The organism is Photobacterium sp. 53610 (assembly GCF_036409375.1).
Lineage (GTDB): Bacteria > Pseudomonadota > Gammaproteobacteria > Enterobacterales > Vibrionaceae > Photobacterium.
Genome location: NZ_JAXOFS010000002.1, coordinates 166,392 through 192,604, shown reverse-complemented (window position 1 = coordinate 192,604; position 26,213 = coordinate 166,392). Strand labels below are relative to the sequence as shown.

Here is a 26,213-nt window from a genome sequence, read left to right as displayed (position 1 = left end):
TCTGAAGCAAGTTTTAACACTTTGATTACAATTAGAAGTGTTTAGCAAACCAAGAATTTACAAACACATACTATGCAACGTCGGCAATTAGCTATCAACCACTATGAATTTGCTGCTCAATCATTCAGAGCAGCTGGAAAAGGAGCTTGATATGAATGTTCAAGCCTTAAGTATGCACCGATATTTAGACTTTCAGGGACAACTGACTGCGCCGCTACCGGCTTGGGCAGATATTGTGACTCTGCAGGGTTTCTACCGAGATATGGTGCTGACCAGGGTTTATGACAACAAAGCAGTCGCACTTCAGCGTACCGGGAAACTGGGCACTTATCCTTCTCATCTGGGCTCTGAAGCCATTGGGATTGCGATGGGCCGCGCGCTGAAGAAAGACGATGTATTCATTCCCTATTACCGGGATATGCCTGCCATGTGGGCACGTGGGATAGCGATGGAAAAGAACCTGCAATACTGGGGCGGCGATGAACGGGGCAGTGATTTTGCCTTTGATGACCGACACTGCCGCGACCTGCCCTTCTGTGTGCCGATTGCAACCCAATGTACGCACGCAGTTGGCGTTGCAGCAGCCCTGAAAATTCAGGGCGATCACCATGCTGCATTAGTGACCTGTGGTGACGGTGGTACCTCAAAAGGAGATTTTCTGGAGTCGATCAACTGTGCCGGCGCCTGGAACATCCCGCTGGTCTTTGTGATTAACAACAACCAATGGGCAATTTCTGTTCCCCGGAAATTGCAATGTGGTGCAGAGTTCCTCTCCGACAAAGCGAAAGGTGCCGGTATTCCCGGTATCACAGTCGATGGTAACGACATTATTGCTATGTACGACGCCATCATGAAAAGTCTGGACCGTGCCCGGAAAGGGAAAGGAGCAACCCTGATCGAAGCCGTCAGCTATCGTCTGAGCGATCATACAACTGCCGATGATGCCACCCGGTATCGCAGTGAAGATGAACTTCAGCAAGCCTGGCAATATGAACCCATTAAGCGTCTGAAAACCTTTTTAATGGCGCAGGGAGCATGGTCAGACGAAGAAGAAAAAGCCTGGCAGGCCCATTGCCGTCAGGAAGTCGAAAAAGCGGTCGAACGTTATATTGGGATTACGCCGCAGCCACCTGAGTCCGCGTTTGATTTCCTTTACGAAGAACCGACAGAGGAAATCCGTCCGCAACGAGATGCCATCATTAATAAAGCTATGCGTATGCAGGGAGGTCACCATGGCTGAGATTACCATGCTGGAAGCAGTCAATTTAGCCCTGCATCATGAAATGGAAAAAGACCCGAATGTTATCGTGCTGGGCGAAGACGTCGGCGACAATGGCGGTGTTTTCCGCGCCACCGTTGGTCTCAAACAGAAGTATGGCCTCAAACGTGTCATCGATACCCCGCTTGCTGAAGCATTGATTGGTGGCGTCGCTGTCGGAATGGCCAGTCAGGGTTTAAGGCCTGTGGCAGAGTTCCAGTTTCAGGGGTTTGTCTTCCCTGCCCTGGAGCATCTGATTTGCCATGCGGCCCGCCTGAGAAACAGAACAAGGGGACGTCTCTCGTGCCCTGCAGTTTTCCGTGCCCCCTTTGGCGGCGGTATTCACGCACCAGAGCACCACTCCGAGAGTATTGAAGCAATTTTTGCACATACTCCGGGTTTAAAAGTCGTGATTCCATCCTCCCCCAAAAGAGCCTACGGCTTACTGCTGGCCGCGATTCGCAGTAACGATCCCGTGATGTTTTTTGAGCCAAAACGCATCTATCGTACGGTGAAGTCAGAGGTAGTCGACAATGGTGAAGCGCTGCCGCTGGACACCTGTTTCACGCTTCGCAAGGGCCGTGATTTAACCCTGGTGACCTGGGGTGCATGCGTCGTTGAATCTCTTCAGGCTGTCAATGAATTGTCCAAAATGGGCATCGAAGCTGAAGTGATTGATCTGGCATCTATCAAGCCGATTGACATCAATACCATTGTGGCCTCACTTGAAAAAACCGGACGGCTTCTGGTCGTTCATGAAGCCAGCAAAACCTGTGGGGTTGGTGCTGAACTGATTGCTCAAGTCTCAGAAAAAGCAATGTGTCTGCTCAAAGCACCGCCTGTTCGCGTCACAGGAATGGACACAGTCATGCCGTACTACCGCAATGAAGACTATTTCATGATTAATAAAGACGACATTGTCATTGCGGCCAAACAACTTGTGGAGGGGTGGAAATGAAATCTTTTACCTTACCGGATCTTGGTGAAGGACTCGCTGAATCTGAAATTATCGAATGGCATGTGAAAGTCGGCGACGTTGTCGAAGTTGATCAGGTTGTCCTGACGGTCGAAACAGCCAAAGCGACGGTCGAAGTACCTGCGCCGTACAGCGGCACCATCGTCAGCCGGCACGGTAATGAAGGGGATGTAATTTCTATCGGCAGCCTGCTGATGGAAATCGACGAAACCAATTCTGCCGATCCTGGGAATCAGGAAAAACAAGAAGCCAAAAGCAAGCAGCGGGCCGATGCAGCCACGGTCGTTGGGAGCGTCTCTCACCAGTCACATAGTGTGAATGTGGATGAATTCTGGGTAGGCAGCCAGGTGAAACCTTCCGGGGAGCATATCAGTGCCCTGCCTTCTGCGCGCGCACTGGCACAGAAACTCGGTGTAAACCTCCAGAAAATCACTGGCAGTGGTCCTGATGGCATCATTATTGAAGCTGATGTCTATCATGCCTGTGATCAACAGTTACCCGGAACGGAAGTCCTGAAAGGTGCCCGCCGCACAATGGTCGGCAGCATGACTGAATCCCACCAGCAAATCGCTGCGGTCACAATCACAGAGGAAGCCTTGCTGGATAAGTGGCCCAAAGGGGAAGACATTACAGCGCGTTTGATTCAGGCTGTGGTCAGTGCCTGTGAACAGGAACCGGCAATGAACGCTTGGTTTGATGCTGAAACCATGACCCGTTGCGTCCATCACAAAGTCAACATCGGGATTGCTGTCGACAGCTCGCACGGGCTCTATGTGCCGGTCCTGAAAGATGCCGGCAGTCTGAATCCGAAAGCCATTCGCCAATGGATTAACGAAACGGCCGAAAGCGTTCGGTCCAGAAAGGTCGGCCGGGAGGAATTCCAGCACGCCACCATTACGCTGTCTAATTTCGGGGCAATTGCCGGCATTTATGCCACGCCGGTAGTGACGCCGCCTCAGGTTGCCATTGTGGGTGCCGGACGTCTCATTGAGAAGCTGATTCTGGTAAACAATAAACCGGTTTCTGTCAGAGCGATGCCGCTGTCGGTGACGTTCGACCACAGGGCCTGTACTGGCGGTGAAGCGGCACGGTTTGTCAAAGCAATCGTGGAGCATCTCTCGAAACCTCACGGTTAAATCACTGCTTGTACCCTAAAAAAACAGGCCAGCAATTGCTGGCCTGTTGCGATTCCATCACCGGCGTTTTGCACCTTAATCTTCCGAAGGCACGGCCGGTTTTTTCTTCTTCGGCATGAAGACGTTATCGCCGACGGCCATATTGTCGTAAAAGCGCTTATCCAGTTTCTTCTTCGGTTTCGCCGCCACTTTACGTTCAGCTTGCTGGGGCTTAGCGTTCGTATTTTTCTTCGGCGTAAATTTCTTTTTCGGCGCTGGTTTCAGCCCTTTAAACTTACCTTCCAGCCCTTCAAGCGCCGTGAAAGTGATTTTTTTCTGCAGGAAAGCTTCAACGCTCTTGAAACTCTTCCAGTCTTTCGGGCCTACCAGAGACACCGCATCACCCTTGTTGCCCGCACGACCAGTCCGGCCAATCCGGTGAACATATTCTTCAGCGTGCTTCGGCATATCGAAGTTAATCACATGCGAGACTTTGCTGATGTCCAGACCCCGTGATGCAACATCTGTTGTCACCAGAATCTTATGTACATTGCGTTCGAACTGGCTCATGATGCTGTTTCGCTGAGGCTGAGTCAGATTCCCGCTCAGCGCAACTGCTTTCAGTTTGCGCTCGTTCAGCAAAGCAGTCAGGCGATCCGTATCTTCCCGAGTTGCCGTAAAGATAATCACCTGATCATAATTTTCCTGCTCCAGCAGACGATCAAGGATCGCTTGCTTATGATCCAGGTGATCACACAGCATAAACCGCTGCTCAATATCACCATGTTCCTGTGCCGCATGGCCAACCGCGATACGTTTCGGGTCTTTCAGCATTTCTGAAGCGATGTCGATCACTTGCGGATCATCCAGCGTTGCGGAGAACATCATGGTCTGACGGCTGCGGTGATCGGCGGCCTGATGAATTTTACGCAGCTGAGGTGCAAACCCCAGATCCAGCATCCGGTCTGCTTCATCCAGAATCAGCATTTCCAGACCGTTCAGATAAGTACTTTTATGCTCCAGATGATCAGCCAGACGTCCCGGTGTCGCCACTACGAACATCGGGTCTTTACGCAAGGCTTTCACCTGATCATTGAAGTTTTCACCACCCACAATTAATGCGCCATCGTAAGGTGTACCGGCATTCAGCATACGCAGTTGTGCATAAACCTGCTTGGCCAGTTCACGGGTTGGCGCCAGGATCACAACACGCGGATCACGCTTGGTGAAAGGTTTGCCACGATACATGCGCTGCATCGCAGGTAACAGAAATGCCAGTGTTTTACCGGAACCGGTCTTCGAGGAAGCCAGCAAGTCCTTTCCTGCAATCGCTACGGGAATCGCTTGTTGCTGGATCTCCGTCGCCCGCTCAAAGGCCATGTGATTCAATTTTTTCAACAGTCGCTGGTCAAGCCCAAGATCTTTAAAGTGCAAAGTATTGCTCCGGTAAAACGCTCAAACACAATGAAAATCCCCGTTGCACACCTGTGATATGGCTCACAACAGGGATGAAATTTAGCGGCGGATTATACCATACTTCTCAGGCTTGACCATGACTTGATTTCAAGGCATTAGAACCCGTCAATGGGCTCAGAAAGCGATATCCAGACCCAGCCAGTAACGGCGTCCGTCTTCAATATATTCGTGATCTTCATAAGTCACTTCTTTATCGAATACGTTGTATACCGCAGCCTTCAGCTTCGCCTGATCCGTCAGCTGATAACCAATACCTAAATCCACGAAAGTATAGGCTGGCTCTGTGATGGTTGAACTGGACGGCGTGGTCACCGGATCATTCTCCTTACCACGGTAAGTCACTTTCAACCATTGGCTCAGTTTATCCGTTGCCTGCCAGTCTGTGCCCAGCGTTGCCAAATGAACAGGCAACTGGTTCAGTGGCCGGCCTTTGTACTCGCCAGACTTCTGTTCTGAATCGGTATACGTATAGCTTGCATTCGCCCGCAGACTTTCTGTCAGATACGTCGCATAGCTCAGCTCAACCCCTTGGGTGGTCGCTTCATCGATGTTGACCTGATAAGTCGGATCAGCACCAAACTGGTTTGGCCCGTCAGTACAAATCGATGCCGGACAAGTCACACGGGTAATTTTGTCTTCAAACTGGTTATAGAACACCGTCAGGCTGAACACCGTGTTCTCCAGTGAGGAATAAATCATCGCCAGTTCTGTATTGACGGAGGTTTCCGGCTTCAGATCCGGGTTCCCGTAAATATTTCCGCCCCGGCTCACACGCCCCCAGTCTGGCGTAATATCACGCAGCGTGGGAGAACGGTAGCCCGTTGACACACCGCCTTTGAACGTCCAGTCATCCGTTGCACGCCAGACACCATAAGCTCTCGGACTGAAATGACTGCCGAAATTCTCATCATCGTCAACCCGTCCCCCTAATGTCAGTGAGAAACTGTCGCTCAGACGCCATTCATCTTCCAGGAACACCGCCCATTGCTGATTGCTGATATGGGTCCGGTCCGAGACCTGATTCGTAGTTTGGTCATCCAGCTCTGCATAGTTAAACTCAGCCCCGGTCACCAGAAGATGATTGCTGACCGGGATCACCCAGCTGGTTTTTGCCAGTGTATTCACTTCCTCAATCTGACGACTGTAGTTTTTATTGATTTCACGCTGGATATCCGTGGTCGACGTTGCAAACCCCCAGTTTCCCTGATGGGTTAAAGCAGCATACGTGCGACGATACTCATCTTCGGAATCTTCACATCCGCCGCGGCAGCCTTCTGTTGGCACAGACTTTCCGACGGTCCCGGTGCGGTTCTGCTCAGATGCACCCAGCTCCAGCGTCAGATCGTGGTTGTCGTTCAGGCTGTACAGCAGCTTGGAAGTGACGCTTCGCAGATCTTTGTCTTCAAAACCGTGAGGGATTTCGTCTTCATCACGTTGTGTCACCTGACCGTACAGCTGCATGCCCAGCTTGTCGCTGCCTAACGGACCATTCAAAAAGAAGTTTGCACTGTTCTGATCCCCGGACTTCCGGTTTTCCTGGAAGATCGTGTCGAGCTGAACATTCCCCGCCCATGTTTGTTCAAATTTACGGGTAATAATATTGATGACACCGCCGATGGCATCAGAACCGTACAGCGTCGACATCGGGCCACGAATCACTTCAATACGCTCAATGGCCTGAAGCGGTGGTACCCAACCCTGTTCAATACCAGAGCTGTCACTGTTCGGGCGGGTCTGACGTGAACTCTGACGCTTACCGTCCACCAGAATGAGCGTATATTTCGCCCCCATTCCCCGAATACTGATGTCAGTATTGCCACCACCGCCAGTCACGACCACACCCGGTACATCCCGCAATGCATCTGTAAGATCCCGGTAATAACGTTTTTCAAGATCGTCACGGGTGATCACACTGATACTTGCCGGGGCGTCGGTCTGAACCTGCTCAAAGCCAGAGGCGGTCACGACCATGGTTTCTGTGTACGCATTCTGCTCTTGCGCTTGTGCTGATGGGCTGATTGCCGCTGCAACAGCCAGACTGACGGGCAGAAACACAGGGATACGACTGGACATCAATACTCTCCCAAATGATAATAAATCTCAAAATCATCTGCATTCTATTGATTAGGATGGAGAATATAAGCACCAAAGAGTGAATCATTCGTTCCGGATATGGAACGAATGAACCTGAGGAATAAAAAGCCATGCAAGATCTGGCAACCATCAAAGCCTTTCATGCCCTTTGTCAGCACCGAAGTCTGACGGCCGCCGCACAGGCTCTGAATCAGCCCAAATCCACTTTCAGCCGACGAATCAGCCAGTTGGAAGCTGAGCTGGGACAAACCCTGATCGCCCGCCAGGGCAACCGTTTACAGCCGACTGCAGCCGGAAAAATCTTTTTTGAATTCAGCGAACGGATGCTGGCACTTGCCACGCAAAGTAAAGAAGCCTTGCAGGCATTCAATGAGAACATTCATGGACGGCTGAACATCGCCGTTCATGCAAGTCTGGTGCGAGGCTGGATGAGCCAGGTGCTGGACGATTTTCTCAATTGCTATCCGGATATTCACATCCGGTTACATGATCAATATCTGCCGGACATGGAAAATCAGGTCGATCTCATGATTTGGGTCGGAAAACCACCCCAAAATGCCTTTCGCCGTGAAGTGTTAGGCTACTGGCAATACGGTCTTTATGCGTCTCCCAAATATCTTGAGTTTGCCGGAACGCCAGAACATCCCCACGACTTACTGAAACACCAGTGGGTAAATCTGAACATGGCAGATGAAAACGGTATCTCGCTGACCAATGGCAGCCAGGTGGTCACATTACCGGCTGCCACTTCCCGGCTGATCAGCGACAGTGTGGTGTTACAGACAGACACCATCGTGAAAGGACACGGCATTGGCTTACTGCCAAGCTGGTTTGTGCATCGTTACAACTTATCACATCCGGGAAACCTAGTGCCTTGTCTGCCTCAGTGGCGGGCCGAACCTGCCTGTATCGCCTGTTATTACCCCTCCGGCAGGCCACCCGCCAAGCTTCAGGCGCTGCTGGAAAAACTGAGGGCTCATCGTCCTGCACAGTGGCAGACCTCAACCTGACCAGCCAGCATGAATGACTTGTCCGATAATGATCTGCGATCAAAAAAGCCCCGGCAAACACCGGGGCCTTCGTATAAAGTAAAGTCAATCCGCATTAAGCGCCGATCACACCGCCATCGTCACGGGTGATCATCATGATCGTTGAACGCGGTTTAGTGTCACCGCCATCAGGGAAGTGAGACGGCGCCCCCTCTTCTCCCGGATGCTGCACACCCACAAACATGGTTTTGTAATCCGGTGAAAATGCCAGTCCGGTGATTTCACAGGCTATCGGGCCGGTCAGAAAACGACGGATTTCGCCAGTCAACGGATCACCACACAGCATCTGATTATTGCCTTGTCCGGCAAAATCGCCTTTGTTCGAGTAATTCCCGTCGGTCAGAATCCATAAACGACCCGATTGATCGAAACCAAGGCCATCCGGACTGTTAAACATGTTTTGTGCATTGATATTGTCACTGCCCGCATATAAATCGCTTTTGTGAACCGCCGGATTCCCCGCAATCAGGTATAAATCCCAGACAAAGCTGTCATTGGCATGATCACCATGAAGCGGCATCCAGCGAAGGATCTGGCCGTAATGGTTCTTGGCCCGCGGATTTGGTCCGCCAACCGGCTGGCCTTCTTTTCCACGGTTCTTATTGTTCGTCAGTGTACAAAATACATGTTTGTTATCCGGATGCACTGCAACCCATTCCGGGCGGTCCATCGTTGTAGCCCCCACCTGTGTGGCGGCGCGACGGGCAAAAATCAAAACTTCAGCCTGATCCTGAAACCCGTTTTCCGGCGTTAAACCATTTTTGCCAAAGGTCAGTTCAATCCATTTTCCCTGACCTTTCAGGTCTGCATTCATATCAAATCTGGCAACATACAGTGTTCCTTCTTCCAGCAGTCTGCGATTAGCCGCATCATTTCCAGCCTGATAGCGATGCTTAGAAACAAACTTATACAAATGCTCGCCACGTTCATCGTCCCCAAGATATACCACCGCATGACCATCTTTATTCAGCGTCAGCGCAGCATTTTCATGCTTGAACCGGCCAAGAGCGGTCCTTTTTACCGGCGTTGAATTCGGATCATTCGGATCGATCTCAACGATCCAGCCAAAACGGTTTGCCTCATTCGGGTGTTTCAGAACATCAAAACGCTCATCATGCTGATGCCATTTGTAGTCACTGGGAGAAGCTGAAATCCCGTAACGCGCCTGGTCTGCTGAGACTTCACCTTTTTGACTGCTGCCAAAGAAATCATCAAAGTTCTCTTCACAAGTCAGGTATGTGCCCCATGGCGTCTGACCATTTGAGCAGTTATTGAACGTCCCTAATGGCTTGATGCCTGCCGGATCAGCTTTGGTTTTCAGCAGTGCATGGCCTGCTGCCGGTCCGGTGAACATCATTGGCGTATTCGCTGTGATCCTGCGGTTACGCTGACCACTGCGGTCAACCTGCCACTGCCCGTCTTTAAGAACCACCTCAACAATCGTGACACCCACCGCTGCCTGTGCTTTGCGAACATCATCTGCTGTCATCTGTTCGCCTTTGTGATCGAACAGATATTCATAATTGGTGTATTCGTTATTGATCGCCATCACACCGCGTGCTTCGCTGATGGGGAAAAAACTCATGCCATCCGTGTTATCACCAAACTGACGTGCTTGTGTATGTGAGTCCTGCTTGCCGCTTTGATCAAATTCAGGGGCTCCCGCAAAGATAGGATCGCCCCAGGAAATCAGCGGCGTGGCCCGATACCCTTTTGGCACAACCACTGTGTCTGCGGTAGAAGCAGGAACGGCTTCAAAATTAAGAAGAGACGTTTTCGGTGTTGCGGCAACCGCTTTTGCCACCGGGTTCACCGCCAGAAAAGCCCCGGCCCCGGCTGCAGCCGTTCCACTCAGAAAATGACGGCGCGATAATCTCGCTTCAATCATCTTCGTGAATTGCGAGTCCTGCTCATCACGCTTCCACATGCTATGCTCCTTGAGTTTTTATTTTTGCCTGCGTACTTACAGACTCTTTAATAAGAGCTGGAGCATAGGTTCATACAGTGACACTTTTATGAAACTCGTATGTATGAATCATGAAAATCGATTGAAAAGCAGAGAGTTAATTCCACTAGGTAAAAAAAAACGGCCCAAACGGGCCGTTTCATCACTGTTGTCCAGACCGTCATTCTTGACTGTCCGGATATCCCTGCGGGTTTTTTGACTGCCAGCGCCAGGTATCTGCAGTCATCTGCTCAACCGTTCGTGACGCTGTCCATTGCAGTTCCTGTTGGGCTTTACTTGGATCAGCCCAGCATTCTGCAATATCACCCGGACGACGTGCTGCAATCTGATAAGGGATGTCTTTCGCGGCGGCTTCAGCAAAGGCCGCAACCATTTGCAATACGCTCAAACCGTTTCCGGTCCCTAGGTTATAGATATGCAAACCCGATGCTTTTCCTTTATGTTTCAGCGCTGCAATGTGACCATCGGCTAGGTCGACCACATGAATGTAATCACGGACACCCGTCCCATCAACGGTCGGGTAATCATTGCCAAACACGGATAAATGTTCGCGACGGCCAACTGCAACCTGTGCAATAAATGGCATCAGGTTATTCGGAATCCCTTGCGGATCCTCACCCATTTCACCCGACTCATGCGCACCAACCGGGTTAAAATAACGCAGCAGTGTAATACTCATTTCAGGATAGGCGTGCTGAATATCGGTCAGACACTCTTCCACCATCAGTTTGCTGCGACCGTACGGATTGGTGGCGCTGGTCGGAAAAGACTCCAGAATCGGCACACTGGCCGGGTCACCGTACACGGTCGCTGATGAGCTGAAAATCAGGCTGTTTACACCAGCCGCACGCATCGCTTCAACCAATACCAGTGTGCCGTGCACATTGTTATCGTAATATTCCAGCGGCTTTTCTACAGACTCACCGACAGCTTTTAACCCCGCAAAATGAATCACTGACTCAACGTCATTTTCACGAAGGACCTGATCCAGAAATGCGCGATCACGAATATCTCCCTGATAAAATGCCGGTCTGGTTCCAGTCAGCTTTTCAATTCGCTCCAGTACGGTCTTTTTACTGTTGTACAGGTTATCAACGATAATTGGTGTCATCCCCGCTTCAATCATCTGTACGCAAGTATGGCTGCCAATGTAACCCATACCACCTGTTACCAGAACGCGCATAATTTTCTCCTTGCGAGGTATTTTTTTGCTATAGATATTTCTTTCAAGTATATCAGTGCACTGTAAACAACGATGAGCATAATGTCATTTTTCATTCCGAATGGGCACCAGAGAATCTTTTGCATGACCTTCATATCAATCAGAATAAATAACTGATATTTTGGATTTTAAACATTCTGTTCACGTTGTGAGACGCTATGAAATCACAAACACTCTGTCAATGGAAAGGCTTTTCCGTCGAGCAAAGCGATCACCGGCTACCGGACGGACGCGATATCACATTCACAACCGTACGTCATCCCGGTGCTGTAGTCATCGCGCCATTAACCAATAAGGGTGAACTGGTTTTGTTACGTCAATACCGTCCCGCAATTGGCCGCTGGATCCTCGAATTTCCAGCCGGGACTCTTGAAAAGGGCGAAGCGATTCAAGCTTGTGCACAACGTGAACTGGCAGAAGAAGCGAACCTGGCCGCAGCGCATTGGCAATCCTTAGGAGAGCTACTCCCCGTTCCCGGCTTCTGCGATGAAGTTCAGCATCTCTTTCTGGCAAAAAGCCTGACTCCCGCAGAAGGAGAACTTGATACTGATGAAGTCCTTGAAGTACTCACAATGTCAGTTGAAACCTTCCTTGAAAAAATCGCCGATAATGAAATACAGGACACCAAGACGCTGGCTGTGTTTTTGAAAATGCAGGTTCTGGGTGTTTTGAAACAGCCTTAATTCCTCCGCACACGCTGTCAGGTTCCCGCCTTCGCGGGATCACGCCTGACATCAAATCGCCCGTCATCCATACACACGTGGAGTTCCATATAACAATCGGAAATCCACCTCTGTAAGTCCATTAACTTAAAAAGGCCATATAATAGTTAGCTATATAGATAACATTATTGTAATGGACTATACTATTCGCCATATAGCAAACAGGTTTTAGATATGGCGAGCAGAGACACGATCGGAAAAGCTGTCGCTCAGGCAAGAAAAGCGCTGGGCGCAACTCAAAAACAAATGGCAGAACGGACCGGTATTCACAAAACCACATTGTCTGAAATTGAGAACGGACGCTTTACCGGATCACTGGATATTTTCGAACGTTATCTTGACGCAGTCGACCTGCAGCTTGAGGTGATACCGAAGCAACACCAACTGCCAGACTGGGATGACATCGAAAACCTGTTTGATGAGGATTAAGCATGGCGCTTGACCAACTGCCTTCGAAAATCGAAAAAATTACAGTCTGCCTGGATGATAAAGAACTGGGGATCCTGACCCATGGTTCAGTGCACCACTATCAGCCGACACAAACACAACACCATGTCTCCCTGACCATGACCAAGCCCAATCTGGATGGTTATTCTTCAGGCGCACTGCACCCGATCTTTACACAGAATCTGCCGGAAGGTTTTAACCGGCGCTTTATTGCCGAAAAACTGGCCCGGTATGCAAGGGTGAACGATATGTACTTACTGGCATTACAGGGTAAGCACAGTATCGGCATGCTGGCTTATCAAAGCGCACTGCAACTTCCCGAAGCCGATTCTGTATCCCTTTCTGAAATTCTGACTTATCAGGGCAGTACACCACTTTTCCCGCAGTTGCTGGAAAAGTATTATCTGCGCAATGCACTGGCAGGAGTTCAGCCCAAAGTCAGTATCCCGAAAACGGACAGAACAATAGAGCAGAAAGATCTGATTGTTAAATCTTACGATGAAGAGTTTCACTTACTGACTGTCAATGAGTACGTCTGCATGGAAGCGGCCCGCTATTGTGGGTTGAAACCCCCAAAAACCTATTTATCAGACAATCTGGAAACCTTCATCGTAGAACGGTTTGACAAACCGGAAGGTCAATTGCTGGGATACGAAGACTTCACAACCTTACTCAAAAAACCGAATCATCCGGATGCGAAATATACCGGAAGCTATGAGACGCTGCTGAAAGCAACACACCTGTACACCAACAGCCTGGATGAAGTGGAGAAAATGTATCAGTACATCGTCTTCAACTGTCTGATTGGTAATGGAGACGCGCATCTGAAAAACTTTGCGTTGCAATACTCGCAGGAGATGGACCATATCTTTGTTTCCCCGCCTTTTGATATCACCCATACCCTGATTTATGACACGATTGACAACAAAATGGCGCTGAAGCTCGCCAATAGTAAAGTTTTCCCGGACAAACACCACCTGCTCAAACTGGCAGAGTCTCCCCGTTTCCGAATTCGCCATGCGGAAGGAATCATCGAACGGCTCGCTCAGGGTATTACCGATTACCTGAACCGCTCATCAGAAATATTGTTGATGAAAGGATTAAAGACATCCATTGAAAATTCAGTCGCACAGGTCATGGCCTCAAGTTACAGCACGAAATCATACCGCCACGACAAAAAGCGTAAATTTGAATAACGGTCTCCCCTCCTCCATTACGGGCTGCCATGGCCGCAGCTGAGAAAACATCAGCAGCGTAACAGCCTGTTCCACTGAATCAGCAGGATTCTATATTATTGAAGCCATTTTGTGGCGCAGATGTTTTGCCTGGCTCGCTGTACTCCACTGAATCAATCGAATCCTCGTGAATAAAACCTTTCTCTCGTCACTGAAATTTAAATTCAAATAGAGTTGGTTATCAAAATTATTAACGCCAATCGCATTCTCAATTCAAAATTAAGAACTCAGTCAATAAATAAATTATAGTGCACACCTCAAAGCTGTTCGTGACGCTTTCAAAGGAGGTGTCGATTCATTTGAAATAAAGTAAACAATGTAAAAAGAAATAAGGAAAAAACATCGTCAGAAGTATTGATGATTAAATTAATCACATACACTAGGGATATAAAAATGAAAACATCACACAATAAAAAAAATATTATACAACGGCATGGTTCTTAAGTGAGCACGCTGACGCACCACGAGAGCTTCAAGACTTTCTTGTGAAAGAAAACATCCATTTCAAACAGTACTATTTCTCAGAAGTGCCATCCATTCAATTTTATGACACACCTGAACTGATCATCATTGATACTGTGAATACAGGGTTTGAACAGATCAAATGTACTAAGCATGCATTAGAAATACTGTGCCAGCAAGAGCAAAATACAACACCTGAATTTATCGCCATCGTAGAAAACAAGTACCCGCATAAAAAACAACTCTTTGATTTGGGCATCGCTGATTACATCAGCTGCCCATTCATCGACAAAGAGCTCCGCTACAGAATCACTCATATTTTGAGTTCAGCATTCAAACAAGAAACCAGTCCACAGCTCATGACTCCGCCCAATGCGATTTTAAATAAAACTGAACCTATGCACCAAACGGACAAGCGCTTCCTATTAATAGAGAAATGTGTCTCATACTTAAATGAAACACTTTCAGAAGAGATAAAACTGGATGCATTGTGCAGAAAGCTTGGAACAAACAGAAATAAACTGAATCAAGTCTTCAAAGAGTACTTAGGGATGACTGTTTTTGAATGGCTTCGAAAACAAAGGATGCGTAAAGCTGCTGAACTCCTTGAGACTTCATCACTCAATATTGTTCAGATTTCTGAGCAAGTTGGCTATATGGACTCAAATAATTTCTCTACCGCCTTTAAACGTATCTATCAAACATGCCCGACTCAATTCAGACAGAATTACCGGAGCGCCACAGACAACCATCTTCCTCCTGAGACATCTGTATCTGCCAAAATTCGGCAAGAGTAAAGGTTACATAGGATAAAATGCGGGAATCACCTGAGTCTGAATTGAACATCCAGCATAAAAGATGACATTCATAAGCCCTCTCTCGAGGGCTTATAACGAAACTGAAATACAGATCTGTCATCTCATTGCATCAATCAGAGACATCAATGAGTCATGCCAAGGAATGAATTTAAAGAGCATGTATGATGAAAAATGATTAGAAACACTAATCAAACAAATCAAAAACCCAAACAACTCAATAGTTGGAGAATAAACATGTCAAACTTTACAGATTACAATAATATTTCACAAACAACCAACAATTCATGTGGTGCATTCGCGGTGAATGCATGTATATGTCAATTAGGTTTGACCGGCAAAAAAAGCATCAAATCATTAGATTCAAATAATTTGGCGAATGGTTATACAAGTACCGCACAAGAAGTTGACCTAAACGCTGATTCTAATAAAACAACAGCGGCTGAGAACACATACAAAGTCACCGGGAATTTAACAATTGATTTCCAACAACACACTGCAACATATTACACTTTCAACAGCAGTCAACAGAATGCACCCTCAGCAATGTGTAAGGTTGCGTATGAATTTAACGGGCAAAATGGAAAAAAAATAAATTTTTATTACACCAGCGCTGCTAGCGAAACCTTCAGCAGCATCAATCAATCTGCAAACCAGGGGTTCACAGACAATCTGTTTGATACAGAGAAATCACTCATCAATGGCATTAATAATGACATCAAAGTCACTGAGGCTTCGGACTATGCTGTTCCTGAAAACAGTGATGTTCACCTGCTATTAGTTCAGCATCCTGGTGGAATGCACTGGTTATCAGTCTGCCTCAAGACACTAGACACTTGTAATATTTATGACCCAGCTTCTGGTACTGTATATGATGTCGCAAATGATAAGTTAAATAAACAATCATCGATTAAACTCAATAACACTAATTATACAATGCCGGGGTTATGGGTATTGTTGTCGAAATAACTCATTCAATTAATCACCTGATCTTTCAAAGATTCTAATTCTACGATAAATCCATTTGTAATTCAGATGGATTTTCTTGTTCCTCTTCTTAGCACGATAATCTCCTCACATCAAATCAAACGTTCATTCAGACGTTCATTCTGTATCTCTATAATGTTACCTGCCATCGCTGTAAATCATGTGAGATACCACTCTGGCTGACCACAATCCGGAAAAGATAAAGATGAAAAAATCTGTGTGAAAATCAAAGCGTTTCAATATGCTCACAAAGGTTTTATTCAATAAAACCGTCTAATTTAAGTGTGTACCTCAGCAGTGATACAAAACACTGAATGTACAACAAAACGTCAGTTAAACTTCAATAAGGATAAAGACTATGTCACAAGATTCAATCAAACTGAATTTCATTAACCGTTCTAACGATGTCAATAACAGTGAAGTGGTTGTTTTCCAGAAAAACGTCGCTGAAAGTTTTGATGAAATTGCCATTGCATGGCGTGTAATTCAAAACTGTGGCCGAAATGACAATCACCCATTTGTCTACCCATTAAAATTTGAAGTCTGTGCCAGCGATTCCTATGGCAACTTCACGCCGCAAATGACGGCTTACGATGGCCAGGCTTATGAAATGGTGAAAGACACTTCAGGTGATGTCATTCGTCTTGCATCCACACCATCCGTTTCTCAACAGGAAGTCGAAGTTCGGAATAACCTGACCAGTGGTGCCATTAATGCCAATATTTACCGTGACGGTAAACTGCTGGCTGCAAAAACCAATGTCTCTCCGGGTCAAAAAGGTGTCTTCCAATTTCATCCAAGTATCTTTGTCGGCGTTGTTTCTCAAGTTGTTGAGGGAGAAGTGATGAATTCGGCTATTATTCAACAGGTGAACACAGAAATTAACCTGTTTGGTGTTCAAAGTGCCGATCTGGTGATGACGGGTGGTGGTTCCGGCCCGACCGCATCACCATTTGAATTCCATCTGGAAAACATCAACAAATAACAACAGCTGTACAGGTGTTACTCACCCATCCGGGTAACACCTGTTTTTCTCATTAACTTTGTCATAAGGAAAACATCATGGCTAATACACCCACAACTCAAACCTGGTATTCTGGTGACTGGAGAACACAAGCAAGCAGCACTCCGCCTTACAACGGGATCGAAATTTCCGCGCTGCCTCAATACGACGACAACGGTACTTTTGTCTCTGCTACCGTGACGATTACCGACTACACCAAAAATCCAAAAGGCATCAGCAGTGTGATCCCGGCATTGACAGCTATGCAGGGGAAACTGGATATCCCCGCCCCTCAATCAAATACAACCAGTACAGTAAACAGCGAATCTCCTGACACAGTGACAACGTCACAAAAAGACACAGCTGCCACCAGCACTGAGACGACAACGCAAGTTTCTACCTCAGCAATTGCAGATCCGACGTCGCCAAACAATGATTTAACCTCTGCCCGCAGCGAACCAAACTCAGATTTCACTGTAAGTGGCTGGATCTCACTGGAAACAAACTTTTCTTATGTGCATCTGCGCGTGAATTTTAAGTACGGACTTGACCGTTTCCAAAGAGAAGAGCTGGGTTATATCATGGGATTCAACAGCATACTGGAAAGCACCAACTAAAAACGTGCTTCAAGGGGCAAACATGCACACCGATATCTGTTTTAAGAATTTGTCGCTGAATATTCACAGGCCCAGTGTGACGATTTTTCAACAAACTCAGGTTGAAAATTCAGAAAATTTAATTGCCTGGACCGTCATTCAGCAGTGCCAGTACCGATGGAACCATCCTTTTTGTATTGAATGGGGATACAGCTATCAACTGGCAGATCCTCATGGTAACTATAGTGCTGCCATGCCTTTGCCCCCACGTCATCTCCCCGAAACAGAAAATCAGGGTTTGCGTATCAGCTGTCATACGGAACAGGTGTTTTTCACGAAAACAGTGGCCAGTAAATATACGGAGGTCGTTCTGCTTAAAAATGGGAGAATGATTGCTCGACAGCCGCTGGCATTCAATACGCCGGTGGCATTTCTGCTTTCAGAGACCTTCTATCTTTGCGCCGATTTACGTGTAAGAGAAGGCGCAGTCATTCATACGCACAATATCAATGCCAGTCTGACACCATTCAGGGTTACAGGGCAAAAAAAGCTGAATATCGTCATGTGTGGCGGTCAGCCCGGTACAGAATCGACCCCGCTCTCTTTTCAGTTTTCATAACGGGCAAGTCATGCACTTGCCCGGTAAAGCATGTTTACGCAGATTTTGCCAGATAGGCGGCCATTTCCTCTGCCGGCACCATACCGCCACCGGTAGCCCAAACCAGGTGTGTGGCATGACGGAGTTTTTCTGGTGTCAGTTGAAGCCTCTCTTGATATTCCTCTGCTTCAGACACATGCATCGGCCCGGGCATCCCCGCCAGGGCTGATGGCTCCAGCTGAATCCCTTCACTTTGATTCAGTTGTCCCAACAGCTGATACATATGTTTATCTGACAGTGTGTAATAACCATCAATCAGACGCTCCATCGCCCGGCCAACAAATCCTGATGCCCTGCCAACCGCGAGACCATCTGCAGCGGTGATATTATCGATTCCTAATTCCTGAACAGAAATATCATCATGTAATCCCGTATGGACCCCGAGCAACATACAAGGAGAGTGCGTCGGCTCAGCAAAAATACAATGTACATGATCACCGAAGGCCATCTTCAGACCAAACGCAACACCGCCAGGTCCGCCGCCAACGCCACACGGCAAATAAACAAATAACGGGTGATTGGCATCAACCGCAATCCCCAGTTCATCAAACTGTTTTCTGACGCGCTCGCCCGCAACTGAGTACCCTAGAAAAAGCGTGCGGGAGTTTTCATCATCAATAAAAAAACACCGGGCATCTTGCTCCGCCGCTTTCCTTCCCTGCTCCACCGCGACGCCGTAATCCTGTTCATACTCCACAACATTCACGCCATGAGATCGCAACTTCGCTTTTTTCCATTCCCGGGCATCTGCCGACATGTGTACAGTCACGGAAAAGCCCAGTTTTGCACTGATGATGCCAATCGACATCCCCAGATTTCCGGTTGAGCCGACTGCAATACTGTATTGGCTGAAGAATTGACGGAATTCATCACTCAAAAGCTTGCTGTAATCATCTGATTCAGAGAGCAACCCGGCATTTACAGCCAGTTTCTCCGCATGCGTCAGCACTTCATAGATCCCGCCACGCGCTTTAATCGAACCGGAGATCGGAAGATGGCTGTCTTTTTTCAGCATCAGACGCCCCGGAATCTTTATCCCATATGTTGCTTCCAAGCTGGCTTTCATGGCCGGAATCTCAGCCAGTTCAGATTCAATGATGCCCTGTGTTTTTGCTGTATCCGGAAATGCTTTCATCAAAAATGGAGCGAAACGAGATAGCCGGTCACTGGCATCCTGAATATCCTCAGCATCCAACCCGACAAAAGGCAGACCTTCACTCAGAGAGGTGGTATTGGGGTTGAACCAGCAAACCTCTTCCAATGCCACCAATTGACTGACTAAAGGAAATTGGGTGGTCAGGGTTGGAATATCAAACTTTGTCATCGCTGGTTCCCTCTTTAGCAATATAAAATAATTCACAAATCGCGCTTTGAGCGATTCTAGAGGGGAAGGCAAAAAAAAACAAAGCCGTACTCTGTGGTGTTGTGAGCACCTCAGCAATGACGCAGATTAACAGACATTCTCCCGGCCAGTGCTTAGGCCGGGAGAGATGATTTCGTTTTGTATGAAGATACTATTTGTTGTACGAAGTTGTACGAAGAAGCTATTGCAGCAATACCGAAATCGCCTTGGTGTTCCCGTCAAACGTGATCGAATAAGTTGCTTGATCTCCCACCTGATAATCCGCAGACGGATAAGATTCAGACCAGTTACCATCATCAATTTTAAAGCGGGCTGGCGAATCTTCACCATTAAAGCTTTGGGTCGTACGATAAAGCCCGGACTGCGCATCATATTGCATTTGTGTCAGTCCCCAGCCGTTTGATGTCCCCCGGAAATACCAGATTTGTTCTCCCCCAGTGGAGGCAGACAAACAATTTGTAAGTGCCGTCCAGACCCCGCTCTGATAACAAAGATTCGGATTCGATGGACTCAGATCTGCGCTCTGATTGTTTCCCTGATCGCTGAAAATAACATTCAGACTGACCAGGTTCACACCAAAATCATGACAGTAACGACCACCTTCAGCGGACATTGCGACTCCCGGCCAGGACGCATTTGCCACTGGTTCCGAAGCAGAAACATTCCAGTAATACAGAGTCGGCTGGCTGAAATTTTGCTGATTGTCGAAACAGACTTTCGTGTTTGAACTGCCACCTGTGTCCCCACAGCCGATGGTACATCCCTGCCCGACTTTCGCACCCACATGAATCGCTGCTGCATCATGAGCGCTGACGGTAAAATGTGCATATCCCTGACTGTCAACCTGCACCGTCGGGCCGCTGCAGCTGCCGGACTGCTCATCAAAATTACCCGCAATAATGTCGCAATATTCACCAGCCGGCATCCCGGTCAGCAAGGTCTGATTGATCCCTTTCGAGTCATCCCGGTTGATCACGACAAACCCAAGTCCACCGCGGCCAAAGGCAATCTGGTTATTCCCGTCATCCCACCAGTTCGTGACGCGGAATTCAGCCGCCGTATGATTACGAAAAGCCACCATATTTGCGACACCCCGCCACTTGTGTTCACACACCCAGTCTCCGCCGTCAAAACCGCAGGCATTACCTGAATGCACACCCGTTGAAGGGGGGCCCGCATCAAAATCGTTAAAATAGTAACCCGACATGATTTTCGGGTAGCCATACGGATAGGCCAGTGTAAACACGTTTCCGAGAAAATACAGATTCCCGAAATCTTGATGGCTCAGGACCTGTCCAGGATTATGACGTTCTTCATCATGATTGGTCACAAAGGTAACAGCACTGTCACTGGGCAGCCAACCGCTCCATGAACCGATGCCGTTCAGATCTTTAATCCCGCCATTTTTAAACTTCGGGCCAATCGTCCGGGCAAAATTAAACTCAGTCACGTCACCAATATACGTATATTCACTGGTTTTGACGGGCTCTCCTGCTGAGCCGATCACTTCCTGAAATATGTATGGATTCCCATTCAGTTTATTCTTAATTGCGGCAATATCAGCCGCTGGAATATGTTTAGCCGCATCAATCCTGAAACCCGCCACGCCCATACTGATAGCGTCGTTCATATAATCTGCAATTTTCTGGCGCACATAGTCAGACTCAGTTTTTAAATCATTCAGGCCAACTAAATCGCAGTTTTGAATTGACCAGCGATCGCTGTAGTTGATGTCACCGGTACAGGTATGGAAATCATTCGCATTAAAAGGTACTTCCGGAAAATATCTGTCTTGTGCAGCCATGTGGTTAATCACCGCATCCAGATAAATATCAACCCCAGCGGCTTTACAGCGCTGCACCATATCGACAAACTGTGCACGCGTACCACTTCTGCCTTCAAAGGAGTAACTGATAGGTTGATACCGGGCCCACCAGGCTGAATGATCCACACTTTTCTGGGGTGGCGACACCTGCACGGCCGAAAATCCTTTCGGGCCCAGAAAAGTTTCACATTCAGTCGCGACATCATCCCAACGCCACTCAAACAGATGAACGAAGGCCGTTCTGGGCACCACCTCTGCCATCGTCGGTGTGGCACTCAGCAATCCACTGCAGAATAGAAGCCCGGCAGGAAAATATTTTTTAAATTTCATTATTTTTCCTTATCTCTTGGTTGTAGGTACATTCAGTTTTTTATTTCACAGCTTCCTGTCAAAAAGCCACAAACACTGTAGATAAAGGACACAAAAGTGCTTTAACCAGATTAAAACGATGTGAATCGCATCTGCTTCGGTGTCATAAAAGAAATATTTTCAAGTGTTCGGATCACGGTTTGTACAGCATTAAGAATGCGATATATCAGTTAAATTATTCAACTCAATTCATGATAAAAATTTCGAATCCAGCTGAAATCATATTGTCTCTGAATGAGCAGTGCGCATAAATACAATCTCTAAATTGATGATATTTTTTATTTATTCGAAAATAAAGATATGTCATGCCGTATCTATTTTGATCTTTCACGATGGTCTGACGACACTGCAGCTGTCCAAAAGAGCCATCAGACCTCACTCGTTTACCGAAGCATTCAAATAAATAAATGTTTCACATATGTGAACAAATAAGATCACCGATCACAAAATGGCAACATTTTCTCCAATGCATCAAATTTAGTATTAACCTATTACTCATCGGAGGTCTGACAAGGAGACAGACATTGAAACAATTCATTACCCTGCTCATTTTCTGCATGGCAAGCTTTACCAGTCAGGCAAGTACCAGTACATCGGGCGTATCCCAAAAGGGATACACTGCAACCAAATATCCGATTGTGCTGGTTCATGGCTTGTTTGGTTTTGATTCCATTGCCGGAATTGATTATTTCTACGGGATTCCGCATGCACTCAACAAAGATGGTGCAAAAGTATTCGTTGCTCAGATCTCTGCAACCAACAGCACAGAGCTTCGTGGCGAGCAGTTACTGGCTCAGGTGGAAGATGTACTCGCGATTACCGGCGCGGAAAAAGTTAACCTGATCGGACACAGTCATGGCGGACCAACTGCACGTTACGTGGCTTCTGTAGCACCGGAGATGGTCGCTTCAGTCACCAGTATCGGTGGCGTGAATAAGGGATCACGGATTGCAGATATTGTTCGTGGTGCCGTCCCGGAAGGCTCAATTCCGGAAGGGATCGCAGTCAAACTGGCTGAAGGACTGGTCAGCATGATCAATCTGTTATCCGGTGGCAGTGATCTGCCTCAGGATCCGCTGGCTTCTCTGGCCGCACTGACCACTGAAGGGTCGCTGGCATTCAATCAAAAGTACCCGGAAGGGATCCCGGAGTCCGACTGTGGCGAGGGTGATTATGTTGCTGCCAATGGTGTGTATTACTACTCCTGGACCGGGACCAGCAATTTCACCAATGCGTTGGATCCAATTGATGCCGCAATGACAATCCTGGGGCTCGGATTCAACAATCCGAATGACGGCCTCGTCGGTCAATGCAGCACGCACTTGGGTAAAGTCATCCGGAATGATTACAAAATGAATCACCTGGATGAAATTAACGGCTTGCTTGGCATTACTCATCTGTTCGAAACGGCACCGACCACGCTTTATCGCCAGCACGCAAACCGCCTGCAATTACAAGGATTATAAGTTTTGAAAAAGACCGTACTTTCACTCATCTGTGTTGTTCTGACTGCGGGTGCGGTCTATACCTACAACTCACAGACCTCCGAACCGACTGTGACCCAGGTGCCCTCTCAGCAGGACACCCAAATTGATACCGATTCCGCCCGCGATACCTTCGACTATTTTCTGTCGGGTCTCGGTGAGGCGGACGTCGATACACTCAGAGAACACTTCCGCTCCTATAATGCCCAGCAGGCAACCGCCTACCAATTCGATGAAGATCTGTTCGAACGATTCATTCAATACCGAGCCGCATTGCGGGATCTCGACCCGGGCAATATCAATCAGCTGGATGCTGATGCCCTGAGGCAACTGAATGATCAGCTGATTCAGGCACAACTTCAGTTCTTTTCATATGAAGAGCAGCAACGGCTGTTTGCCGAAGAAAATCTCCAGCGGGATCTGGCACTGCGAAAGCTGGAACTCAAACAGCAAACCCAGGATCAGGAAGCCTATCTCAGCGCCTGGCAACAAGAACTGAATAACCTCCCTCCCGTCATGCAGGAAAGCTATCGCAACGCCAGCCTGCTGGCTCAGTTACAATCCACCCAGTCGATGGATCCGCAGGAGCGCTACCTGAACCAGCAGGCATTAGTCGGACCTGAAGCGGCAGATCGCCTGGCACAGCTCAGTCAAAAACGAGCGACATTTCAGACACAACTGGATGAATATTTTGAACAACGGGAAATGATTCTGGCAGATTCAGGAATGGCTTCAGCGGAACAGCAATTCGCCCTCGAGACCCTGAGAAATAACACTTTTACGACAAGCCAACGCCGTCGGGTCAAAGCATTGGAATCCATGCGTGACACACAGGGTGGACAATCAATCGATTGAGAACCAGGGGCATTTTGAATCGCACCCAATAAAAAACCCCGGTCAGATGACCGGGGTTTCTGATGACTCATTGTTCAATCAGTCTTTTTTAGGATGCTTATTCCTGGGTGCTCTATTCTGAGAGGCTTTGCTCACAGCGGCCTTATCCTTGGGCGTCTGAACCTTGGTCGCCTTATTCTTTGGGACATAGTTCAGAATTGAAACCGGCACCGGTTTTTTCGGGGTAAACCCTTCCACTTCGCGGCGTTCAATCAGGTGGCCCAGACGACTTTCAATCATGCACAGGTTCTTGAAATTGTCTTTTGAAACGAAAGAAATCGCTTCACCTGATGCATCTGCACGACCAGTACGACCGATCCGGTGAACATACTCATCCGCCGGGAAAGGCAGATCATAGTTCACCACGCGCGGCAGCTCTTCAATATCAATGCCTCGGGCACCCACGCCAGTCGCAATCAGATACTGAATCTTCCCGGATTTAAAATCTTCCAGCAGTTGAGCACGAATCGTCTGACTGCGGCCACTGTGGAAGGCTTCAGCCTGGATACCACGCTTCTCAAGCTGAGATGCCAGCTTGGCAGCACCGTGCTTGGTTTCAATAAAGATCAGCGCCTGATCCCACTGATTTTCTTGAATCAGATGGCTCAGCAGTGCCGATTTCTGATCTTTGTCGACGGTGATCAGCCACTGTTCAATATTTGATTTAGATGCCTGATTGGCAGCAATCGTAATTTCGTGCGGATCACTGACCGCAGATTTCGCCAGTTCACGGACTTTATGCGACAAAGTTGCCGAAAACAGCAAGAACTGAACCTGTTCAGGCAGTCGGTCTAAAATCTTGTTAATAGCATCAATGAAACCCATGTCGAGCATGCGGTCGGCTTCGTCCAGCACCACAATTTCGATTTCTTCGAAATACACAGCGCGCTGGCCATAGAGATCAATCAGCCGGCCCGGGGTCGCCACCAGCACATCCACACCTTCAATCAAACGCGCTTTCTGTTGCTGTTCGTCCACGCCGCCGTACATTGCCAGCGAGGTCAGCCCCAGATGCTTTCCGTAGTCTCTGACCTTCTCTTCCACCTGCACTGCCAGTTCACGGGTTGGTGCCAGAATTAACGCACGTACACGTTTTTTCCGTTGCGTCTGACCTTTGCTCAGTTTTTCCAGAATTGGCAACACAAAACTGGCCGTTTTACCGGTACCGGTCTGGGCTGCAGCAATAAGGTTCTGCCCCTGCAAAATCACCGGAATGGCTTTGTTCTGAATGGTGGTCGGTTTGGTATAACCTAACTCAGTTACGGCCTGAACGAGTGCGTTGCTGAGTCCAAGTTTAGAGAATGGCATGTATCGTCTCTGTAGTTCTGATCGCTTGAAGTAGAGCTGGCTCTACGTGAACGCGGGAGTGTATCACGGACTCAGGAAGCTGGTATGAAATATTACAAAAACGCCCCACCGGAATATTCAGAAGGGGCGTTTCAATCTTCATTCTTTCAAGAAGTCATGACTCGATTTCGATACCGGCTTCATCCTCAGGGACAATATCCGTTTCCTGTAATGCGTCTTCCAGCCAGAGACGAATCGCCGGAGACTGCAGCACCTGAGTCATATAACGCTGGCTGAGTTCTGAAACCTCAATACCATAAGTGATGAATCGCAAAACAACAGGCGCAAACATGCAGTCCGCAATACTCCATTGTCCAAACAGCCAGCCCCCCTGATCGCCATACTCCGTCATCTGCTCGCGCCAGATTTGATCAATCCGGGCAATATCTTTTTTCGCAGCTTCCGACAACTCAATCTGACGTTTCGCCCGACAGTTCATGGGCATTTCATTTCGTAATGCTGTAAAACCGGAGTGCATTTCACAACTGAGTGCACGGGCTTTTGCGCGCGCCACTGTATGTTGTGGCCACGCTTGTCCATCACAGTGCGCTTCATTTACATATTCACAAATCGCCAGCGAGTCCCAGACGGTCACCTCACCATCAATCAGAACCGGTACTTTCGCCGCCGGGGTATAAACTTCCAGCATGCGATAAAAACTGTCCTTGAACAGCACCAGCTTTTCTTCTTCAAACTGAATGCCATTCTGAGTCAGCATCAGCCAGCCGCGCAGTGACCAGCTGGAGTAGTTCTTATTGGCGATAATCAATTGCATGTGTCGTCCTCATCTTGAATGCACGTTGTGTCCCTGCGCTTCACTCTACGCACTCAACAATATGATGACTAACGC

At 48.0% G+C, this 26,213-nt stretch carries 22 protein-coding genes; 14 read left to right on the top strand and 8 right to left on the bottom strand.

Going from position 1 to position 26,213, the window contains the following annotated elements:
• The first annotated feature begins 151 nt into the window (after positions 1-151).
• From pdhA to SPK40_RS07325, 3 genes are read left to right on the top strand one after another with little or no spacing between them, the layout of a single operon-like run.
• Positions 152-1,240: a pyruvate dehydrogenase (acetyl-transferring) E1 component subunit alpha gene (gene pdhA, locus SPK40_RS07335; protein ID WP_330959979.1), complete on the top strand. Its 1,089-nt coding sequence runs from the start codon at positions 152-154 to the stop codon at positions 1,238-1,240.
• Positions 1,233-2,216: an alpha-ketoacid dehydrogenase subunit beta gene (locus SPK40_RS07330; protein WP_330959978.1), complete on the top strand. Its 984-nt coding sequence runs from the start codon at positions 1,233-1,235 to the stop codon at positions 2,214-2,216. Before pdhA ends, SPK40_RS07330 begins: the two co-directional genes overlap by 8 nt.
• The gene (locus tag SPK40_RS07325) at positions 2,213-3,370 is read left to right on the top strand and encodes a dihydrolipoamide acetyltransferase family protein (protein ID WP_248142419.1); all 1,158 of its coding nucleotides are present in this window, start codon (positions 2,213-2,215) and stop codon (positions 3,368-3,370) included. Before SPK40_RS07330 ends, SPK40_RS07325 begins: the two co-directional genes overlap by 4 nt.
• 75 nt (positions 3,371-3,445) lie before the next feature.
• Here SPK40_RS07325 and SPK40_RS07320 read toward each other — a convergent pair whose 3' ends face one another.
• Positions 3,446-4,729 carry a DEAD/DEAH box helicase gene (locus tag SPK40_RS07320; protein WP_330959977.1) on the bottom strand — a complete coding sequence of 428 codons (1,284 nt, stop codon included), beginning with the start codon at positions 4,727-4,729 and terminating at the stop codon, positions 3,446-3,448.
• A gap of 210 nt (positions 4,730-4,939) precedes the next feature.
• Positions 4,940-6,898 carry a ligand-gated channel protein gene (locus tag SPK40_RS07315; protein ID WP_330959976.1) on the bottom strand — a complete coding sequence of 653 codons (1,959 nt, stop codon included), beginning with the start codon at positions 6,896-6,898 and terminating at the stop codon, positions 4,940-4,942.
• Between the two features lie 131 nt (positions 6,899-7,029).
• On the opposite strand from SPK40_RS07315, the gene SPK40_RS07310 reads away from it, so the two are divergent.
• Entirely contained in the window at positions 7,030-7,929 is a 900-nt protein-coding gene (locus SPK40_RS07310) for a LysR family transcriptional regulator (RefSeq protein ID WP_330959975.1), read from the top strand.
• Positions 7,930-8,023: 94 nt separating this feature from the next.
• Here the strand turns inward: SPK40_RS07310 and SPK40_RS07305 are convergent, their stop codons facing one another.
• Both SPK40_RS07305 and galE read right to left on the bottom strand, forming a co-directional pair.
• Complete coding sequence (locus tag SPK40_RS07305) at positions 8,024-9,895, bottom strand: PhoX family protein (RefSeq protein WP_330959974.1); 1,872 nt, start codon at positions 9,893-9,895, stop codon at positions 8,024-8,026.
• Positions 9,896-10,094: 199 nt separating this feature from the next.
• The gene (gene galE / locus SPK40_RS07300) at positions 10,095-11,117 is read right to left on the bottom strand and encodes a UDP-glucose 4-epimerase GalE (RefSeq protein WP_330959973.1); all 1,023 of its coding nucleotides are present in this window, start codon (positions 11,115-11,117) and stop codon (positions 10,095-10,097) included.
• Between the two features lie 197 nt (positions 11,118-11,314).
• Between galE and SPK40_RS07295 the strand changes: the two genes are divergently transcribed.
• From SPK40_RS07295 to SPK40_RS07260, 8 genes are all read left to right on the top strand, one after another.
• Positions 11,315-11,839 carry an NUDIX hydrolase gene (locus tag SPK40_RS07295; protein WP_330959972.1) on the top strand — a complete coding sequence of 175 codons (525 nt, stop codon included), beginning with the start codon at positions 11,315-11,317 and terminating at the stop codon, positions 11,837-11,839.
• A gap of 213 nt (positions 11,840-12,052) precedes the next feature.
• Positions 12,053-12,307, top strand: a complete 255-nt coding sequence (locus SPK40_RS07290) for a helix-turn-helix transcriptional regulator (RefSeq protein WP_330959971.1) — start codon at positions 12,053-12,055, stop codon at positions 12,305-12,307.
• Positions 12,308-12,309: 2 nt separating this feature from the next.
• Complete coding sequence (locus SPK40_RS07285) at positions 12,310-13,521, top strand: type II toxin-antitoxin system HipA family toxin (protein ID WP_330959970.1); 1,212 nt, start codon at positions 12,310-12,312, stop codon at positions 13,519-13,521.
• A gap of 524 nt (positions 13,522-14,045) precedes the next feature.
• The gene (locus SPK40_RS07280; RefSeq protein ID WP_330959969.1) at positions 14,046-14,819 is read left to right on the top strand and encodes a helix-turn-helix domain-containing protein; all 774 of its coding nucleotides are present in this window, start codon (positions 14,046-14,048) and stop codon (positions 14,817-14,819) included.
• A gap of 255 nt (positions 14,820-15,074) precedes the next feature.
• Positions 15,075-15,806, top strand: coding sequence for a hypothetical protein (locus SPK40_RS07275; RefSeq protein WP_330959968.1), 732 nt, complete (start codon positions 15,075-15,077; stop codon positions 15,804-15,806).
• Between the two features lie 376 nt (positions 15,807-16,182).
• A complete protein-coding gene (locus SPK40_RS07270; protein WP_248142430.1) occupies positions 16,183-16,809 on the top strand; it encodes a hypothetical protein in 627 nt (208 codons plus the stop codon).
• A gap of 77 nt (positions 16,810-16,886) precedes the next feature.
• The gene (locus SPK40_RS07265; RefSeq protein WP_330959967.1) at positions 16,887-17,444 is read left to right on the top strand and encodes a hypothetical protein; all 558 of its coding nucleotides are present in this window, start codon (positions 16,887-16,889) and stop codon (positions 17,442-17,444) included.
• 22 nt (positions 17,445-17,466) lie between these two features.
• Positions 17,467-18,042: a hypothetical protein gene (locus SPK40_RS07260; RefSeq protein ID WP_330959966.1), complete on the top strand. Its 576-nt coding sequence runs from the start codon at positions 17,467-17,469 to the stop codon at positions 18,040-18,042.
• A 34-nt stretch (positions 18,043-18,076) separates the two neighbouring features.
• Here the strand turns inward: SPK40_RS07260 and SPK40_RS07255 are convergent, their stop codons facing one another.
• Positions 18,077-19,405, bottom strand: a complete 1,329-nt coding sequence (locus SPK40_RS07255; RefSeq protein WP_330959965.1) for a D-serine ammonia-lyase — start codon at positions 19,403-19,405, stop codon at positions 18,077-18,079.
• 220 nt (positions 19,406-19,625) lie between these two features.
• On the bottom strand, positions 19,626-21,599 hold the full coding sequence (locus tag SPK40_RS07250; RefSeq protein ID WP_330959964.1) for a starch-binding protein: 1,974 nt from the start codon (positions 21,597-21,599) through the stop codon (positions 19,626-19,628).
• A 596-nt stretch (positions 21,600-22,195) separates the two neighbouring features.
• On the opposite strand from SPK40_RS07250, the gene SPK40_RS07245 reads away from it, so the two are divergent.
• Positions 22,196-23,104, top strand: coding sequence for an esterase/lipase family protein (locus tag SPK40_RS07245; protein WP_371929440.1), 909 nt, complete (start codon positions 22,196-22,198; stop codon positions 23,102-23,104).
• Positions 23,105-23,107: 3 nt separating this feature from the next.
• Positions 23,108-23,977, top strand: coding sequence for a lipase secretion chaperone (locus SPK40_RS07240; RefSeq protein ID WP_330959963.1), 870 nt, complete (start codon positions 23,108-23,110; stop codon positions 23,975-23,977).
• A 78-nt stretch (positions 23,978-24,055) separates the two neighbouring features.
• On the opposite strand, the gene SPK40_RS07235 is transcribed toward SPK40_RS07240, so the two are convergent.
• Positions 24,056-25,324, bottom strand: coding sequence for a DEAD/DEAH box helicase (locus tag SPK40_RS07235; RefSeq protein WP_330959962.1), 1,269 nt, complete (start codon positions 25,322-25,324; stop codon positions 24,056-24,058).
• Between the two features lie 154 nt (positions 25,325-25,478).
• Entirely contained in the window at positions 25,479-26,138 is a 660-nt protein-coding gene (locus SPK40_RS07230) for a glutathione S-transferase family protein (RefSeq protein WP_330959961.1), read from the bottom strand.
• Between the last annotated feature and the right edge of the window lie 75 nt (positions 26,139-26,213).

What these genes read in the sequence shown, in the direction of transcription:
- SPK40_RS07295 (WP_330959972.1), top strand. Translation starts at nt 11,315, where the DNA reads ATGAAATCACAAACACTCTGTCAATGGAAAGGCTTTTCCGTCGAGCAA.
- pdhA (WP_330959979.1), top strand. Translation starts at nt 152, where the DNA reads ATGAATGTTCAAGCCTTAAGTATGCACCGATATTTAGACTTTCAGGGA.
- SPK40_RS07310 (WP_330959975.1), top strand. Translation starts at nt 7,030, where the DNA reads ATGCAAGATCTGGCAACCATCAAAGCCTTTCATGCCCTTTGTCAGCAC.
- SPK40_RS07285 (WP_330959970.1), top strand. Translation starts at nt 12,310, where the DNA reads ATGGCGCTTGACCAACTGCCTTCGAAAATCGAAAAAATTACAGTCTGC.
- SPK40_RS07315 (WP_330959976.1), bottom strand. Translation starts at nt 6,898, where the DNA reads ATGTCCAGTCGTATCCCTGTGTTTCTGCCCGTCAGTCTGGCTGTTGCA.
- SPK40_RS07270 (WP_248142430.1), top strand. Translation starts at nt 16,183, where the DNA reads ATGTCACAAGATTCAATCAAACTGAATTTCATTAACCGTTCTAACGAT.
- SPK40_RS07275 (WP_330959968.1), top strand. Translation starts at nt 15,075, where the DNA reads ATGTCAAACTTTACAGATTACAATAATATTTCACAAACAACCAACAAT.
- SPK40_RS07245 (WP_371929440.1), top strand. Translation starts at nt 22,196, where the DNA reads ATGGCAAGCTTTACCAGTCAGGCAAGTACCAGTACATCGGGCGTATCC.
- SPK40_RS07320 (WP_330959977.1), bottom strand. Translation starts at nt 4,729, where the DNA reads ATGGCCTTTGAGCGGGCGACGGAGATCCAGCAACAAGCGATTCCCGTA.
- SPK40_RS07235 (WP_330959962.1), bottom strand. Translation starts at nt 25,324, where the DNA reads ATGCCATTCTCTAAACTTGGACTCAGCAACGCACTCGTTCAGGCCGTA.
- SPK40_RS07290 (WP_330959971.1), top strand. Translation starts at nt 12,053, where the DNA reads ATGGCGAGCAGAGACACGATCGGAAAAGCTGTCGCTCAGGCAAGAAAA.
- SPK40_RS07255 (WP_330959965.1), bottom strand. Translation starts at nt 19,405, where the DNA reads ATGACAAAGTTTGATATTCCAACCCTGACCACCCAATTTCCTTTAGTC.
- SPK40_RS07325 (WP_248142419.1), top strand. Translation starts at nt 2,213, where the DNA reads ATGAAATCTTTTACCTTACCGGATCTTGGTGAAGGACTCGCTGAATCT.
- galE (WP_330959973.1), bottom strand. Translation starts at nt 11,117, where the DNA reads ATGCGCGTTCTGGTAACAGGTGGTATGGGTTACATTGGCAGCCATACT.
- SPK40_RS07230 (WP_330959961.1), bottom strand. Translation starts at nt 26,138, where the DNA reads ATGCAATTGATTATCGCCAATAAGAACTACTCCAGCTGGTCACTGCGC.
- SPK40_RS07265 (WP_330959967.1), top strand. Translation starts at nt 16,887, where the DNA reads ATGGCTAATACACCCACAACTCAAACCTGGTATTCTGGTGACTGGAGA.
- SPK40_RS07260 (WP_330959966.1), top strand. Translation starts at nt 17,467, where the DNA reads ATGCACACCGATATCTGTTTTAAGAATTTGTCGCTGAATATTCACAGG.
- SPK40_RS07305 (WP_330959974.1), bottom strand. Translation starts at nt 9,895, where the DNA reads ATGTGGAAGCGTGATGAGCAGGACTCGCAATTCACGAAGATGATTGAA.
- SPK40_RS07330 (WP_330959978.1), top strand. Translation starts at nt 1,233, where the DNA reads ATGGCTGAGATTACCATGCTGGAAGCAGTCAATTTAGCCCTGCATCAT.
- SPK40_RS07250 (WP_330959964.1), bottom strand. Translation starts at nt 21,599, where the DNA reads ATGAAATTTAAAAAATATTTTCCTGCCGGGCTTCTATTCTGCAGTGGA.